15 protein-coding genes are annotated in these 16,044 nt (G+C 46.9%); 6 read left to right on the forward strand and 9 right to left on the reverse strand.

Translation table 11 applies throughout. The features are described from left to right. Positions 1-78: 78 nt before the first annotated feature. From ACN0VA_RS15290 to ACN0VA_RS15330, 9 genes are all read right to left on the reverse strand, one after another. A complete protein-coding gene (locus ACN0VA_RS15290) occupies positions 79-936 on the reverse strand; it encodes a TonB family protein (protein WP_417821994.1) in 858 nt (285 codons plus the stop codon). After that, a complete protein-coding gene (locus tag ACN0VA_RS15295) occupies positions 936-1,361 on the reverse strand; it encodes an ExbD/TolR family protein (protein WP_417821995.1) in 426 nt (141 codons plus the stop codon). The genes ACN0VA_RS15290 and ACN0VA_RS15295 overlap by 1 nt, the downstream gene beginning before the upstream one ends. Beyond that, positions 1,358-1,771: an ExbD/TolR family protein gene (locus tag ACN0VA_RS15300; protein ID WP_417821996.1), complete on the reverse strand. Its 414-nt coding sequence runs from the start codon at positions 1,769-1,771 to the stop codon at positions 1,358-1,360. Before ACN0VA_RS15300 ends, ACN0VA_RS15295 begins: the two co-directional genes overlap by 4 nt. Continuing rightward, positions 1,746-2,438, reverse strand: coding sequence for a MotA/TolQ/ExbB proton channel family protein (locus tag ACN0VA_RS15305; protein ID WP_417821997.1), 693 nt, complete (start codon positions 2,436-2,438; stop codon positions 1,746-1,748). The genes ACN0VA_RS15300 and ACN0VA_RS15305 overlap by 26 nt, the downstream gene beginning before the upstream one ends. Further along, positions 2,431-2,751, reverse strand: coding sequence for a DUF2218 domain-containing protein (locus ACN0VA_RS15310; protein WP_417821998.1), 321 nt, complete (start codon positions 2,749-2,751; stop codon positions 2,431-2,433). The genes ACN0VA_RS15305 and ACN0VA_RS15310 overlap by 8 nt, the downstream gene beginning before the upstream one ends. Positions 2,752-2,759: 8 nt before the next feature. After that, on the reverse strand, positions 2,760-3,560 hold the full coding sequence (locus ACN0VA_RS15315) for an ABC transporter ATP-binding protein (protein ID WP_417821999.1): 801 nt from the start codon (positions 3,558-3,560) through the stop codon (positions 2,760-2,762). Beyond that, on the reverse strand, positions 3,557-4,627 hold the full coding sequence (locus ACN0VA_RS15320) for a FecCD family ABC transporter permease (RefSeq protein ID WP_417822000.1): 1,071 nt from the start codon (positions 4,625-4,627) through the stop codon (positions 3,557-3,559). The genes ACN0VA_RS15315 and ACN0VA_RS15320 overlap by 4 nt, the downstream gene beginning before the upstream one ends. Further along, positions 4,627-5,766, reverse strand: a complete 1,140-nt coding sequence (locus ACN0VA_RS15325) for an ABC transporter substrate-binding protein (protein WP_417822001.1) — start codon at positions 5,764-5,766, stop codon at positions 4,627-4,629. Before ACN0VA_RS15325 ends, ACN0VA_RS15320 begins: the two co-directional genes overlap by 1 nt. Before the next feature lie 92 nt (positions 5,767-5,858). Beyond that, positions 5,859-7,835: a TonB-dependent receptor domain-containing protein gene (locus ACN0VA_RS15330; RefSeq protein WP_417822002.1), complete on the reverse strand. Its 1,977-nt coding sequence runs from the start codon at positions 7,833-7,835 to the stop codon at positions 5,859-5,861. A 178-nt stretch (positions 7,836-8,013) separates the two neighbouring features. Here ACN0VA_RS15330 and ACN0VA_RS15335 point away from each other — a divergent pair, with 178 nt between their 5' ends. The 6 genes from ACN0VA_RS15335 (at position 8,014) to ACN0VA_RS15360 (ending at position 16,024) form a co-directional block, all read left to right on the forward strand. Beyond that, on the forward strand, positions 8,014-9,024 hold the full coding sequence (locus ACN0VA_RS15335) for a helix-turn-helix domain-containing protein (protein ID WP_417822003.1): 1,011 nt from the start codon (positions 8,014-8,016) through the stop codon (positions 9,022-9,024). 159 nt (positions 9,025-9,183) lie between these two features. Next, positions 9,184-11,142, forward strand: a complete 1,959-nt coding sequence (locus tag ACN0VA_RS15340; RefSeq protein WP_417822004.1) for a methyl-accepting chemotaxis protein — start codon at positions 9,184-9,186, stop codon at positions 11,140-11,142. Between the two features lie 141 nt (positions 11,143-11,283). Then, a complete protein-coding gene (locus ACN0VA_RS15345; protein WP_417822005.1) occupies positions 11,284-12,144 on the forward strand; it encodes a phosphate/phosphite/phosphonate ABC transporter substrate-binding protein in 861 nt (286 codons plus the stop codon). Then, entirely contained in the window at positions 12,129-14,027 is a 1,899-nt protein-coding gene (locus ACN0VA_RS15350; RefSeq protein ID WP_417822006.1) for an ATP-binding protein, read from the forward strand. Before ACN0VA_RS15345 ends, ACN0VA_RS15350 begins: the two co-directional genes overlap by 16 nt. A gap of 90 nt (positions 14,028-14,117) precedes the next feature. Continuing rightward, complete coding sequence (locus ACN0VA_RS15355) at positions 14,118-14,657, forward strand: heme NO-binding domain-containing protein (RefSeq protein ID WP_417822007.1); 540 nt, start codon at positions 14,118-14,120, stop codon at positions 14,655-14,657. An 11-nt stretch (positions 14,658-14,668) separates the two neighbouring features. Next, positions 14,669-16,024 (forward strand): ATP-binding protein, encoded by a 1,356-nt coding sequence (locus tag ACN0VA_RS15360; RefSeq protein WP_417822008.1) that lies wholly within the window; start codon positions 14,669-14,671, stop codon positions 16,022-16,024. The last annotated feature ends 20 nt before the right edge of the window (positions 16,025-16,044 follow it).

Here is a 16,044-nt window from a genome sequence, read left to right on the forward strand (position 1 = left end):
TGTGTAATTAAATTATCTAAATAGTTGTATTTACGTAAAAAGGGGCCTCTCACGGTCTGGACTGTCTGAAACGTTTTGTCAGCGCAACGCAAACTGGACGGGGAGGGTAAGGTGGAGTTTGTCTTCTTTCATCTCCATCGGGAATTCTGGCAAGGGTTGGGCACGTTCCAACATGGCCAGTGTTTCCTGATCCAGTGCCTTATAACCGGATGGCTGTTTGATCCGGTAATTGCTGATACGACCATCGCGATTGATGGTGAAGCTGAGAATAACAACACCTTCTTGGCGGCGCCGTTTGGCTTTGCGGGGATAGGTTTTATGTTTTTCCAACCAATAACGCAGTTTGGTTATGTAATCCGGGCGCACATTGCCGACCACACCACCGCCTGCATGTGTCGTGGTATCCATACGGTTGGCTTTGGGGGCCTTTTGTGTGCTGCCCTGTGAAAGGTTGGCAAGCTGTTTGGGGCGTGCGGGTTCTTGTGTTTTAACCGGCGCAGGTTTGGCACTGATTGGTTTTTGGGTGACTTTCTTTTTAAGAGTTGGTTTTTCGGGTGCGTTAACAACAGGTTTTACACGAGGTTTAGGCGCGCTGACAGGCGTGATTTCTGCCACCTGTTCAACTGGTTCCGGCTCCGGTGTTTCAACGATTTCTTCTTCGATGATGGGGGCAGGTTCCGGTTCTATCGGCTTTTCCACCACTTCGGGTTCTTTAATTTCGGGCTCTTCGACCAGTTGCGGTGTTTCTTTGACTTCTGTTTGCGCTTCTGCGCCTTGTGCAGCAGCGATCATGCTGATGGAAATTTCCAGACCGCCAACGCCCTCTGCCAACGCACCGGAAACAGGTTTTTTATCGTAGAAAAAGACATAAGCCAACGTGGCATGGATGAAGAAGGCGACTGCAACAGCCCCAAACCAATGGTAGGTTTTTAACATTACTGTGCCTCCCCTTTTTGTAAGCGGGTCAATAACGCGACTTTTTCGACACCGCTTTCGCGCAAAGTACTAAGGAATTGCAGAACCTCACCCGCAGGATAGGCGCCATCAACCTTGAGACGGACCTTGCTGTCGGGATGATCCTGCATATAGCCGGTGAGTTTGCGCAATAAAGTTGTTTGATCCATTTCCTCATTCTGGAAAGCGATCTTTTTACCTTCCCCCAAATGGATCAGGGCTGTTTTTTGTTCGACATGGGTTTCGCTCATGGATTTGGCAGGATCAATTTTAAAGGGATCCGATGTGGTCAGCTTGCCAGCAATCATAAAAAAGATCAGGAGCAGAAAAACAACATTGATTAGTGGTAAAATATGTTCTTCACCACCCCGTTTTTGCTTTTTGAAGGTTTGCTTTAAACTTTTCATGGTTGCGCCTCTTCAAAGGGAAGCAGAGAAAACTTTTTCAGATCGAGACGGGCGCTGACATCCAGCAAGGCGACGACATCTTGAAGGGCAGCCTCCTTTCCGGTTTGAACCAGAATGGTTTGATCCGTTTTATGACGCAGAAACTGTTCCAGAGACATCAGGTTGTAGTCCTGTTGGGCAACGGTGTAATGATTGGCCCCCATAACTTCGATTTTTACGGGGGGCACGTCTGCCTTTGCAGCTGTTGCCTTACCTTTTTTCGGGGCTTGCAGTTCAACAGTACGTGTCTTTTCAAAACTGGACGCCAGCATAAAAAACACAAGTAAAATGAACACCACGTCAATCAAAGGCGTCAAGCTGATGGGATTTTTTCGGCGTGATCGTTTAAGCACGTTGCCAAGCGTTTGCATTTTCTACTACCTGAAATGAAGTCTGATCGAAATTGTCCACGAATACTTGTGCAATCAAGTTATCCAAGTCATGCGTCAGGCGTTCCAGACGACGTTCGAAAAAGCTGTTGATGGCAACGGTCGGCATCGCAACGGCCAGACCAACGGCAGTGGTTAAAAGGGCCAACCAAATCCCGCCGGACAGAATGCTCGGGTCCACCTGATTTCCGGCATTTTCCAATTGCTGAAACGCATCAATCATCCCCAGAACAGTCCCAAACAGGCCAAGCAAAGGAGCAAGGGCGGCAATCACTTCGAGGATACGCAGATGAGAAGACAGGCTTTCCAACCGGTCAACCGCATCGCGCAAAACCTCTTCGCGGGCTTGTTCTTTATTGATGTGTGGATGCATTTGTCCGCGTATGGCCTTGGCGACAACCTGACAGCGGATGCTTTTACATCCCATGCAGAGCCCAAGGGCAGCTTGGCTTTTGCCGTTACGAAACTGTTTGACGGCTTGTTTGGCAAGCTTGTTTCGAAAGACGCCGAGCATATGAAACTGCATCAGTTTTACAAAAGTAACGCTGAGCACAACAACCGAAAGCGCGCAGAGCAGATAAACAACCGGGCCACCGGCATTCATGGTTTCCAGCAGTTGTTGGAAAGGGGATGTTTCTGGTTCAATCATGGGAAACTTCCTTTGTGATGTTTGTGTGTGGACAGTCTTGCCATTGCATTTTGATGTCTTCTCGCCATGCAAATTTAACGAGATGGGTTTCAATAATGCTTTCCATTATCCGCAAACCTTCTTCGTCCTGTGCCCGGCAATGAATACGCAAAACATTGTCGTTTGCCGTCATGGTGCAGGGGCCGGGGGGCAGGGCGGCAAAACCGCTATACGCATCGAAAGATGCCTCAACCTTGTGGGCGAAGTGCTTGCAAAGTTGTTGCAGGTATTTACTGGCATGCTCAGTGGGAATACTCATTTGTCGTGCGGTCATTTTTTTCCTCATGCGGATTGTTCCATTTTTTCAAAGGGAAGAGGGGTTTCTGCAAGAACAAACGGATTACCCTTGCTGCAATATTCAACACGTCCCTCTACGTGGTAGGCAAGACGCAGGTTTTCGGCTGTCATCGCTTCTTTCGGGGGACCAAAGGCCAGAAGCCCGCCCTTGGCGAACAAGGCGATCTGGTCGCAATGGCGCAAAGCCAGATTGATGTCGTGAATAGGCATTAAACAAATCCCGTTTCGCTGTTTCAGCAGGGATTTCACAACATTAAAAACGCCAAGCTGCCACCTGAGATCCAGGGCGCTGGTGGGTTCGTCCAATAACAGAAGGCTTGGTTTTCGAACAATGATCTGTGCCAGTCCGACCATTTGGCGTTGCCCGCCTGATAATTTGTTCATGGGGGAAAAGGCAAGATGACGAATTTCCAGAATATCGAATATTTCTTCAATCAAGGCGTCGACTTGGATGGTGCTGAGATCAGGGCGAACGGCCCTACAAGCACTTAAGATGGCCTCATAAGCCAGCAAGGTGGTGCCTTGGGGCAAGGTTTGCGGCAAATATCCGACCAGACCACTACGCGTGATCTGGGGAAGGTCTTCAATATTTTCACCGTTTAACAGGATATTGCCCTGATAGTTCCCTAAACCCGCAATGGCGCGGACAAATGTTGATTTCCCGACCCCGTTTGGTCCCAGAACACCAACCAGAGAACCGGGCTTGATCTCGTCCAGATGAATACCGGACAGGATTTGTTTTGCTCCATAGGAAAGGGTCAGGTTTTGAATGCTGAGTGTGGTCATGCACCTTTCCTTTTTTGTTTGATTAACAGACCAAGGAATAAGGGGATGCCGATCAGGGCTGTTACGATCCCATCGGGAATGAGGATACCGGGAACGATGGATTTACTGAGAACAGAGGCACCCGCAAGGATAAAACCGCCCGCCAATGCCGCACCGGGAAGATAAAAACGATGATCTTCCCCAAAGGCAAGGCGTGCGATATGAGGACCAACAAGGCCGACAAAACCGATCACACCGCAAAAGGCCACCGCAGCGGCACTTAAAATACTGATACGGAACAGAACCCCCAAACGCATGCGTTCAACCGAGATCCCGAAACTTTTGGCGTAATCTTCACCACCGCGAAGGGCGGTCATTTTCCACATATGGCGAATGGAGAAAGGCAGGCAAAGACCGAAAATCGCAGTGACGATAGCGACTTTTTCCCAAGTGGCACGCGCCAATGATCCCATTGTCCAAAACACGATTTGTTGCAGGCTGTTGCTGTCGGCGACAAATTGGATCAAGGAAATCAAGGCTTGCAGGGCAAAGACCATCGCAATCCCAAACAGGATCACCGTATCCAGCCCGGCCCCAAATTGTTTGGAGACATATTGAATAGCAAGTACAGCTGAGATTGCCCCGACAAAGGCAAAGACGGGAACGGCATAATTTTCAGCTATACCGAAGGGCACCAGATTAAAAACGATGGCGAGTGAGGCCCCGAGTGTGGCGGCATACATAATGCCCAGTGTTGAGGGACTAGCGAGCGGGTTGTTTAAAACGGTTTGCAGTTCTGCTCCGGCAAGTCCGAGACATGCCCCGACGATAACCGACATAAGGGCATAAGGCAGGCGAATTTGCCAGATAATCAGGGACTCGTTTTTGCTGAGCACCAGAGGGTCGACAAGGGAGGTTAAAATCTTTGTGACGGATAAATTTGCAGGCCCACTGGCAACATTAAACAGAACGGTGGCGATTAAGACGATGGCAAGAACGATAAGCCAGTACAGACGTTGCAGGGTCAGTCGATGGTATTCGCGAGCCAAAGACCCGCTGGGGGCATAAAGGGCATTTAGATAAGACATTATATTTGTCCTTTGGGCTTTTGACTGATCCAGTAAACGCCATTTAAGGGCACCGCCTGAAAATGGTTGAAATAGGTCTTTAAGGTTTCATTTGGATCAAGGTCTTCAAACAAGATCGGGTGCAGCCATTTGGCCATTGCTTCGACGGCGACCACATTCATGGGGGTGTTGTAAAAATGGTGCCAAATGCTATAGGCGTTTCCATTCTGCACGGCGCTTAATCGGGAAATCACATCGCGTTTCAAGGCCTGTTCAAATGTTTTTTGGGCGGCTTCTTCACCGGTGCCTGCACCCAGTGCAATCAGGCCGGGGGCATTTTCCATATTCATCTGGGACCCAACAGCAGTTGCGATATAGACATCGGGCTGGGTCGTGAGCAGTTGTTCCATGTTCACTTGTGCAACGGCACCGGGGATCATGTCGCCAAAGGCGTTGGTGCCGCCTGCCCATTCAATGAAACGTCCCATCATTTTGCGACCAAAGGCACGACAACATTGCGGCAGCATGCCCGCATGGGCCTCGATAAAGACGGAAGGGCGTTTTTCGACACCTTCCAAACGTTGTTGGATGTTATTCAGGTGAGTGCGGTAAAAGGACAGAAATTGCGCTGCCTGTTGTTCTTTCCCTAAAAGTCTGCCCAGTATCTCGACGCTTTTTGGGGTGTTTTCCAGCGGTTCCATTCGAAAATCTAGAACGACAACGGGAATGCCAGCGGCTTCAAGCTGTTTGATAACTGTTGCGCTTTTATCGTTTGGTCCGTGACCGCTACCCATACCGAATAGGGCGACATCGGGTTTGACGCTAAAGGCTTTTTCGGCACTGAACGTGGCCTCGCCATTACCACCGATTTTGGGAATATCTGCAATTTGCGGGTAATGGCGGACATATTCGGCAAAACCGGCAGGATCCAGTTTTTCAAATTCCCCCATCATGCCGACAACGCGTTTTACCGGGTTGTCGCGATCTAAAATCCCCAAAGTGGCAAGGAAGCGACCTTCACCGAGAATAAGATGGTCTACAGGGACGGAAATGGTGACGTCGCGCCCGGCTAAGTCTTTTAAAGTAATCGTTTCTTTAGCGTGAAGTGCATGGCTGAAAAGGCAAAGGGCTGTTAAAAGTGACAAGAATGTTTTGATCATGATTTTAAACGCAGGAAATGGGCGGCCTGTTTTCAAGCCACCCATCCCCTTATCGACACACTGAGCAAACGGTGTCTATTATTGCGTTCCTCCTAAAAATCGAGCTTGGCGGTAAGAATAACGGAACGACCGGGATCGTTGAGTTCGTAAACAAAAGCGGCGGCGTGGTCATAGGCCGCATTTGCCCGGTCAGCATAAGTGGCATCAAACAGGTTTTTCACATCCAGTCGCAGGGTCAGGCCATTGACATCTTCCGGCATCCATTCGCCGTAGACATTGGAAACCAGATAACTGGGCAGGGATTTACCTGTTTGCACGCGAATATCATCGTTTGAAAAGGCGTATTCATTGGTGGTTCCCAGACGTACGCCGTATTCGGGTAAGGTGTGGGTGACTTCAAGGTTCATCATGTCGCCCATCAAAGTGCCGGTGTAACTGTCGGCTGTTGTGCTGGGGATATCAGAGTCTACGCGCACAGTGGAACGCGAGAAGCCCGCTTTGACGAAGCCGTCACCATAATTATATTTACCGCTGATATTGAAACCGCGCGAATTGATGTCGTGATGTGTATGACGGAAACTTGGATCGCCTAAAATCGGGGCGTTATTGATTTCGGTCCAGAACCAGTTGCCATCCACACTGAACTGATCGATTTCGTAAACCGCACCGATTTTGTAATTTCGCGCGCGGGCAGATTCAATATCGTTATAACGGCTGACATTGGTCTGTGTGCCCGCCTCGGCAATTGGCAAACCGCCAAAAACAGTGCTGAGACCGCCATACCCCATAACTTGCGACGTGATATCATATTCGATGTTGGCATTGGCGCTGAGACCGCTATCAGTGACTTTGGTTCCATCATTGCCTTCCAGTCGGGCAAAATCGTAACGGCCCCCAATGGAACTTCTTAAACGGTCTGTCAGATCAAGGCGCGCTTGTGCAAACCCACCGATATTAAGGTTCTCTTCTGTATAAAAGCTAGGAGCGTTGTAGCCGCCTGTACCTTTGTCGTTATAAAAATCCACACCTGTCGTGATTTTACCCATATCCTTGGTAAAGGTGTTGGACAGCTTACCATTTAAGGTTTCCACATGCGCAACGATGGTGAGCGAATTTTGACGATGATCGGTTAAGTCGGCTTTGGTATAGCTTAGACTTGCCTTTGGGTCCCACATGTCACTGGGGGTTTCATCCCCGAATGCCAACGTCACGTTTGTGCGGTCATACATGGTATGGGACGGGAGTTGTGTGGCAACCACAAAGTTAGGACGTGCGGAACGAATGCCGTCATCTTCCATATAATTGGCGCTGAATTTTAGGCGATATCCGGTGGAACCGGTTGCCCCGATTTTGAAAAGCGCGTTATAGGCTTCTGGCGAGGTGCCTTTTACTTTATTGCCGTCACCATCTTTATAAGCTTGCCCTCCGGCGTTGGAGCCGTAGAACAGGACATCCACATTGTCGTAACGTGCGCCAAGGGCTAAATCTTCACTGAACCCTTTTGTGTTGGTGTTGTAAGCAATTTTGCCAAAACCGCCGAAGTTTTCACCGGGCGTCACTAAATCGCGGCCTTCTTTTGTCTCGACGCTCATGCTTCCGCCGAGCGCAGCTGGTCCGGCATCGGCCGGGGCCACACCCGTTTCAACCTTGATGCTTTTTAGCAAACCGGGATCCATAATCGTGGTGCCGATATGGTGGTAGGTTTTATTGGCTTGACGGGCGCCGTCGATATCAACAGCCAAGTTTGTGTCTTCAATTCCGTTGACGTAGACTTTTTGTGCGATGGAAACTGGGGCACCGACATGAACACCGGGTTCTTGGCGAAAGACATCCTTCATATCCACTGGATCAATGCGTTCCAAATCATCGGCATCAACCTGTACACCGCCGGTGATGACATCGGCTTTGGCATCAATGGAAATCGGCGCAAGCATGATTGCTTTTTCTTCGTCTTTTTTCGCATCTTGTGCCTGTGCTGTGCCGTTCAAAACGATTGCGGCACACCCCGCCAAAAGGGCGTTTTTGAATGTGTATGCCTTGGAGGGGGCATCCGATAGTTTTTGTGACATCGTCATCCTCGGAAATTAAAATCTTTAAAAAGTTAAGAATGATTGTTAATATCAACTGATCTATCTGGAAGCGAGTCAGGATATGTTTGCAAAAACACCAGACTTGTTTGCAAGAAATGCAAGTTATAATTATTTGCATAATAGCTGGCTCATTATGCGGAAACTAAGGGACACAGGTATGACGCAGAACACGATGAAAGAAGCAAAAAGACGTAAAGGGCTTGTTTATCGGGATGCGATTAAAGAAACCAACCTGTATGATTTGGCAGGTGAAAGCCGCGTAAAGGTGAAGAATGTTCCTGAACCATCTGTACAAAACCATACCATTTTAAAAGGACGGATTAACAGTCGCGACTGTTGTTCCCGTTTAAACGTTCACGCAACGGATTCAGAAGAGGTGAGAGACTATACGGCCAAGGCATACTTGCAACCGAGCGTGACTTTTTCCATTATTTTGAAAGGGCGGGTCGAAGGTACGATGGGGGATACGCCTTTTGTTCTGGAGGCGAATACGCAGCCCAGGGGGTACGTGTGGTCCATGAACGACCCGATGTTGTGGACGCGCTCAATTAAAAAGAATATGTATGTCCGCAAAGTAAATATTAGCCTCCCACGCGACGGATTGCTTGCACAATTGGCAGGGCAGAAACAGGATGATCCCTTAAGTCTTTATGTCCGACAACTGCTGATGGCTCCTCTTCAGATCTACGAATGGCAACCGTCTAAAAGGGCGATTGCCTTGGCGGAGCAAATTGTGCAACCTGCCTGTCGTTTTCCTTTGTTGGACCAATTTCATACGGAAAGTCGCGCATTGGAAATCGTCAGTGAAGCACTGGAAAGCATGGTGACTCAGAACCATACAGGGGCCACAGCCGAGTTTGCATCAAAGGCGCAAAGTATCCGAGATTATATTGAGGACCATTTGAACGAAGAGCTCACGCTTTCGCATATCTCACGTGCCGTTGGCATGGCGGTGAACAGTATGCAACGCATATTTAAAGCAGCTTATGACATGACAGTTATGGATTATATTCGCGAACGACGTTTGGAAATTGCCAAAACCGCAATGGTGCAGGACGGTGTAACGATTGCACAAGCTGCTTATATGGCGGGTTATAACAGCCCAGCCAATTTTTCAACCGCATTTAAGCGGGTCTATGGCATGTCGCCCTCCAGCCTGAGACAATAAAAAAAGGTTCTGAGGTGTGATGTTTTATATGTGCATGATCGCACGTAAATCATGAACACGCCTCGCGTCTCGCCTTTTGGTTTATTTTTTGTTGTTATAAATTATCCTTTGATTATGTATGATGAGGAAGTGAAAGATACATCATCGAGGAGCGCCCACATGTTTCGGAACGCAAAACTATCTATTCAGATCAATTTAATTACGCTAATCGGTGTTGTGGGCTTTGTTATTTCCGCAATCCTAATTGCGGCGAATTTGAACAAAATTGTCGATTTACAAGATCAGCAAAATCAGGCGGCAGCGGCACTGCAAGACGCAAATGATCTTAAATATATGTTCCTGAATGCGCGGCGAAATGAAAAAGATTTTCTGATCCGCTTGAATGAAAAATATATTGCAGATCATGATGCCACTATAGCAACGGCCAGAGAACTTATCGGACGTTTAAAAGTCTTTCATCAAGGCGAACCGAAAAATATAGATTTGGCAGAGAAACTGATTGTTAAACTTGAGGCTTATGAACAGCAGTTTCAAAGGGTGGCTGAGTTTTGGTTGGCTCTGGGGTTGACAGAAAAAGACGGTCTTCAAGGAAGCTTGCGGACATCCGTACATAATGTGGAGTCGACTTTAAAAGAATATAGTGAAGATAAACTGAGCGTCATAATGTTGATGATGCGCAGGCATGAAAAAGATTTCATTATGCGTTTGGCAGATAAATATGTTGGACGGATGGATGAAAGACTATCCGAATTTCACAATGCACTGACCATATCTGCGATACCTGAGACAGCCCGGCAAGATATTTTGAAAAAGATGGATGCCTATGTTGCGGATTTTAAATCTTATGCCAACAAAAGATTAGCCATCAACGAAGAAGTTGCAAACCTGAGTACGACATTTGCCGAAGCCGAACCGCTTATGGAAAAACTAGTCGCCCATACGTTTGCTGATTTTCAACAAAGCTCTGAAGAGGCTGTGAATACGGCGGCACATACGGAAAACGTATTGATTGCCTTACAATTAGTTGGTTCTATTTTAATGTTGGTTTGTGGCGTTCTGATCGCAAAAGGGATTGTGCGCCCTATTTCCCAAGTTGCGGATATTATGGGGGATTTGACCGAGGGAGTACGCAATATTGAAATCCCCAATACGGAACGTTCCAACGAAATTGGCAATATGTGTAAAGCGGTTGAACATTTTCAGGAAAAACTGGTTGAAGGGGAGGAATTACAACGCCTTCAAGCCGAAGAACAGCAACGTCAAGTGGATCGTGCGGCTAAAATTACACAGGCAACACAGTGTTTTGAAGAAGGGGTGGCCGCTGTTTTGGATCGTTTCCAATCCTCCATTACGCAAATGTCGGCGGCGGCAGGGACAGTTACAAATGCTGCAGGTCATGTGAATGAAGAATCAGATACGGTGGCCTCGGCTGCATCTGAAGCTTCTACAAACGTGCAAACGGTTGCCTCTGCGTCAGAAGAATTGGCAGCATCCATTAAAGAAATCGGGGAACAGGTTGCGCAATCTACACAGATTTCGAGCGATGCGGTTGAAGAAGCGCAACAGACCAATCAAAAAGTCCAAAATCTGGCGGAACAAGCGACAAAAATTGGTGAAGTTCTCAAAATTATCGGGGATATTGCCGAACAGACAAATCTGTTGGCATTAAATGCGACGATTGAGGCTGCCCGGGCAGGAGATGCCGGTAAAGGGTTTGCCGTTGTTGCTTCGGAAGTTAAAAATCTGGCAACGCAAACGGCAAAAGCAACCCACCAGATCGAAGAACAAATCACAATGGTTCAGTCGTCAACCCATGCGGCTGCAGAAGCGATTGCCGGAATTTCCAGAACGATTTCAACAATGGATGAAATTTCATCGGCAATTGCAGCAGCTGTGGAGGAACAACAAGCCGCCACAGCAGAAATTGCGCGCAATGTTGATGAAGCCGCACAGGGCACCAATATGGTGTCCAGTAGTATTCACAAAGTCAGCCAAGCCGCAGATGAAAGTGAACAGGCGGCGCATTCGATGAACCAAGTTGCAGAGGAACTGAATGGTGAATCTGGTCAGTTGAGTCGAACTGTAACTAACTTTGTCGCGGAAATCAAAGTCCTGTAAAATAGATTAGAATACGTAAAGAAAAAGGGGAACGTTCTGTTTCCCTTTTTTTATACGGTTTTTTACTTGTCCCTATATGGGGATATTTTCATGTTCAGTTTTCAGCCATGATCTTTCTTACATTGGATTGGAGGCAAGAAAATGAAGATGATCAGATTTTGTCAAATAACCGTGTTGGGTGTGTTTACTTTAACTGCAGCGCCGATGGAAAGTGCACGTGCCGAAACATTGTATTTCGGGATTGTGCCACAACAGGCCGCCAGTCGATTGGCAAAAATGTGGGTGCCGGTCATGCAGGAGCTTTCAGCGCAAACCGGTCTGGATATCCGGTTTGCGACAATGAAAGATATTCCGACATTCGAACAATGTCTGGCACAGGGCGCTTATGATATTGCCTATATGAACCCCTATCACTACACGGTTTTCAGCAAGAAATCCGGTTATCGTGCATTCGCGCATCAATCCGAGAAAAAGTTGAAAGGTCTGATCGTTGTGAAAAAGGGCAGCGAAGTTACTTCGCTTGCCGGACTAGATAAGCAAAAAGTTGCCTTTCCTTCGCCTGCTGCTTTTGGTGCCAGCGTCTTACCGCGTGCGGAAATGAAGGCGGAGGGCTTGAAGTTTGAACCCGTCTACGTCAAATCCCATGACAGTGTTTATAAGTCTGTCCTTGCCGGACATTTTGCAGCAGGCGGTGGCGTACAACGAACTTTCAATAATATTCCACAAACCATGCGCGACCAGCTGCAGGTGATTTATACGACAGGTGCATACACACCGCACGCTTTTGCCGTCAATGGTGCAATGTCGGGCGAGCGTCTCACAAAAATTCAGAATGCGATGATGAATATTTCTCAACATAAACCGGGTGTGATGAAATCAATCGGCATGAAGGGGCTTGTCACTGCGGATGATGCGAACTGGGATGATGTGCGTAAACTTGGCTTAAGTCAGGAAGAGACAGAAATCGTTCAACAGGGGACGGTGAAATGTCGTTTCGACTAAAAACCATTTTAGGCATTGCCCTTATTGAAATTGTTTTGCTGTCGATCTTGGTTCTCAGTGGATTAAATTATCTGCGTGACTCCAATGAAAATCAATTGGTGGAACGTGCACAAACTTCAGCACGTTTATTGTCGACCATGACGACAGATGCGATTGTTTCAATGGATTTGGCAACGCTGGATGAAATGGTTGAAAAGACCATGCAAAATCCGGGTATGGTTTATATTCGGGTGCGACATGATGGGGGTGGGGTCATCTCTCAGCGGGGGGATGAGGAAGCCCTGAAACGTAAGTTTGTGATGGATGTGTCTGTCGATACAGCACATGATGACAATGTCTTTGATGTCGTACAAAATGTAAAAGTGGGCAAACAGGTCTTTGGGCGGATCGAACTGGGATTGGACATTGCAGCCTTGGAAGACACCATTGCCGGCGCGCAACGCCATATGTTGAGTGTGGCATTGATTGAAATTGTTCTTGTGGGGATTTTTGGATTTTTATTGGGTGGTATTTTAACACGTCAACTTGCCCTGTTACAAAATGGTGCCCGCCGGGTGGCGCAAGGTGATTTTGGTCATGTCATTCAGGTTCAAGGGCGTGATGAACTCGCCGACACCGCTTCCAGCTTCAATGAAATGTCAAAGGCGTTGGCAAGCTATGCGTCTGATCTGGAGCAGGCGAGGCAACGTGCAGAAGATAAGCGAGCACGTGCGGAATCTGTTTTGGCAGATGCGATGGAAAGCGTGTCACAAGGGGTGTGGATTAATGACGCAGATCGTAACGTTGTTTTGATGAACCGTGCGTTTGTTGAAATGTATAATCTAACGCCTGATGTGATCAAAAATGTTCATATTGGTAGGGATTTATGCGATGCGATCAAAATTTTCCCTCAAGGTTTTCCGGCCTGTTCTTCAAATGTCAAGGAAGGTGAAACACCGGTCAGCAAACTGGATGACGGGCGTTATATTATGCATAGTCGTTTCCCGCTGTCTGCAGGTGGGAATGTGTGGGTCGATACGGATATTACACAGGTTATGCAAGCAGAAGAAAAAAATCGTCAGCTGGAACGCGAGTTGTTGCAAAGTCAGAAAATGGAATCAATCGGCACATTGGCAGGTGGTATTGCGCACGAAATCAATACACCTATTCAGTACATCGGCGATAATATTCGTTTTATGGGGGAAGCTGTTCAGGATTTGATGGAAACGTTAGACGGGTACCTTGAACTGGAAAAAGAAGCCGCAACACAGCCTGCATTGGGTGCGCTGGTGGAAAAATGTGCGCAGACTTATGAAAATGCCGATATCGAATTTATTCGCGATGAATTGCCCTTGGCGGTCGAACAATCATTGGCAGGTGTGAAACAGGTGTCGCATATCGTGATGGCGATGAAGGAATTTGCCCATCCGTCGTCTAAAGAAAAATCCAATGTAGACTTAAATCGCGTGATTGAACGGTCCTGCGCTGTTTGTAAAAATGAATGGAAAACGGTTGCACAACTGGAACTGGATCTGGATCCGGATTTACCGGAAGTGATGGGGCAGGAAGGGGACTTGAATCAGGTCGTTTTAAATATGGTTGTGAATGCCGCCCATGCCATTACGGCTGCAGGTCAGGATGAGGGTATCATTGCCTTGCGTACATTTGTGCGTGATGGGCAGGTTGTTCTGGTTATTGAGGATAACGGGACAGGTGTGCCTGACGAAATTAAGCAGCGGGTGTTTGACCCCTTCTTTACGACCAAAGAAGTTGGTAAGGGAACCGGGCAAGGATTGGCAATTAGCCGTGATATTATTGTCAGTAAACATGGCGGGGAATTGAATGTGGGCGATAGCCAGAAGGGCGGCGCCTTTTTTGAAATCGTTTTACCAACAAAAACGTGATGACCGTGCATGTGTTACCATATGGGGATAGCAAATTTTATTGGAACGCGCATAATCTAGTGATGACAGCAGTGAAAACAGGAATGACAGATGAAGGGTATTGTATTTATTCAATTCACAAACATGGTGAATGAGGTTTGGGGGGAAGATATGGTGGAAGACCTTATCGAGCAAGCCAACCTTGAATCTGAAGGTGTCTATACTGGGGTTGGAACCTATTGTTTCCGAGAAATGGTCAGTTTGATTCATGTGCTGAGCAAGATAAGCGGACGTGCATCGGCGGACTTGCAAAAGACGTTTGGTGAATATTTATTCAAACAGCTGGCTTTAAAATATCCGCTTTTTCTGGAAGGGAAAAAAGATTTGTTTTCCTTCTTGGCGGCGATTGAAAATACAATCCATGTTGAAGTCAAAAAGCTCTACCCGGAAGCAGAATTACCTTCATTTGAATATGCCCATCCGGCGGACAATGTACTGGAAATGACGTATCGCTCACAACGTCCCTTTGCCGATCTTGCCGAAGGTTTGTTAAGGGGGGCGGTTGCCCATTTTGGAGAAGAAATTGCGCTATCACGTCAGGATTTCCAGGTGGACAAAGGGAGCAAAGCTCTGTTCCGGTTAACAAAATAGGGGGGATATTCGTGCTTGATGATGATAAAGACAGGAAAATAGCAACATTACGAAAACGTTTGTCTCGCGAGGTTCGCGCGCGTGAACAATCGGAACAACTGCTGGAAAGCAAGGCCTTGGAATTGTTTCAGGTTAATCAGAACCTGTTGGTTTTGATTCAAAAGGCGAAGAACAAGTCTGCACGTGTCAACGCGATTATGAATTCCATTAAAGACAGTGTCGTTGCGACAAATCAAAAAATGGAAATCCTGGATATTAATAAATCTTGTGTTGAAATGTGGGGGATCCCATATGCAGGTTTGATTGGACGTTCTGTATTTGAATTTGTTGAAGATGACCAAATTCGGGATTATCAAGCCCTATGTTTGTGTGCGGCAGCCGATGAAAGTGATGAAATTAAGGAATTTAACTTTAGGACACTTGATGGTGGTTTTTTGCCTGCGGAAGTTAAAGTCAGTACTTTCCAGCATGATGATGAGCTTTTTCTCCTGCATTTGATCCGAAATGTTTCAAATAAAAAACGTCTTCAAAAAGAACGAGAAGCCATGCAGGAAGAATTGGCAAATGCCGCAAAATGGGAAGCTGTGGGGCAGTTGGCTGGTGGGATTGCACATGAAATCAATACGCCAGCCCAATATATTGGTGATAATCTGCATTTCCTCAGTGAATCTAATGAGGAAATTGTAGAGATATTGAACAAGGCATTGGAGTTAAAAAAAGTCTGCAAGCAAAATGGTCAATATCTGGATTATATACAAGAAATAGATCATTTGATAGAGACCTATGATCTTGAATATTTATGCGAAGAAGTACCTCAGGCGTTAAAACAATCGGCACAAGGGATTGCGCAAGTTTCACATATTGTACTTGCCATGAAAAATTTTTCACATCCGGGGACAGAGGGAAAGAAACCTTTCGATATTAATGCTGCAATTGATACAACCTTGACTGTATCGCGAAATGAGTGGAAAAATATCGCAACTGTTGTGACTGATTTTGATGAACACGTTGGTTTAGTCCCCTGTATTCCGGGCGGGATGAATCAGGTGTTCTTGAACATTATCGTTAATGCCGCCCATGCCATTGAAGTCAAAGGGCATGGAATAATGGGTGAAATTCGTATCGTGACGCGAAAATTGGCGGATCAAGTCGAAATCGTGATCTCTGATAGTGGTTGTGGTATGCCGCCAGACGTTGTGAAAAATATCTTCAACCCATTCTTCACGACGAAAGAAGTCGGGAAAGGAACCGGACAGGGTCTTGCGATCGTCAATGACATTATTGTTAAAAAGCATAACGGAACAATTAAGGTGGATACAAAAGAGGGCAAGGGGACGTCTTTTATTATTAAATTGCCTTGTGAATAGTATAGAAAACCTGAGTGGGA

Source organism: Terasakiella sp. (genome assembly GCF_048267425.1).
In the GTDB taxonomy this organism is placed as follows: domain Bacteria; phylum Pseudomonadota; class Alphaproteobacteria; order Rhodospirillales; family Terasakiellaceae; genus Terasakiella.

Coding starts and splice junctions, on each gene's coding strand:
- ACN0VA_RS15350 (WP_417822006.1), top strand. CDS start 12,129: ATGTCGTTTCGACTAAAAACCATTTTAGGCATTGCCCTTATTGAAATT.
- ACN0VA_RS15315 (WP_417821999.1), bottom strand. CDS start 3,560: ATGACCACACTCAGCATTCAAAACCTGACCCTTTCCTATGGAGCAAAA.
- ACN0VA_RS15300 (WP_417821996.1), bottom strand. CDS start 1,771: ATGCAAACGCTTGGCAACGTGCTTAAACGATCACGCCGAAAAAATCCC.
- ACN0VA_RS15330 (WP_417822002.1), bottom strand. CDS start 7,835: ATGTCACAAAAACTATCGGATGCCCCCTCCAAGGCATACACATTCAAA.
- ACN0VA_RS15340 (WP_417822004.1), top strand. CDS start 9,184: ATGTTTCGGAACGCAAAACTATCTATTCAGATCAATTTAATTACGCTA.
- ACN0VA_RS15305 (WP_417821997.1), bottom strand. CDS start 2,438: ATGATTGAACCAGAAACATCCCCTTTCCAACAACTGCTGGAAACCATG.
- ACN0VA_RS15320 (WP_417822000.1), bottom strand. CDS start 4,627: ATGTCTTATCTAAATGCCCTTTATGCCCCCAGCGGGTCTTTGGCTCGC.
- ACN0VA_RS15310 (WP_417821998.1), bottom strand. CDS start 2,751: ATGACCGCACGACAAATGAGTATTCCCACTGAGCATGCCAGTAAATAC.
- ACN0VA_RS15355 (WP_417822007.1), top strand. CDS start 14,118: ATGAAGGGTATTGTATTTATTCAATTCACAAACATGGTGAATGAGGTT.
- ACN0VA_RS15345 (WP_417822005.1), top strand. CDS start 11,284: ATGAAGATGATCAGATTTTGTCAAATAACCGTGTTGGGTGTGTTTACT.
- ACN0VA_RS15335 (WP_417822003.1), top strand. CDS start 8,014: ATGACGCAGAACACGATGAAAGAAGCAAAAAGACGTAAAGGGCTTGTT.
- ACN0VA_RS15295 (WP_417821995.1), bottom strand. CDS start 1,361: ATGAAAAGTTTAAAGCAAACCTTCAAAAAGCAAAAACGGGGTGGTGAA.
- ACN0VA_RS15290 (WP_417821994.1), bottom strand. CDS start 936: ATGTTAAAAACCTACCATTGGTTTGGGGCTGTTGCAGTCGCCTTCTTC.
- ACN0VA_RS15325 (WP_417822001.1), bottom strand. CDS start 5,766: ATGATCAAAACATTCTTGTCACTTTTAACAGCCCTTTGCCTTTTCAGC.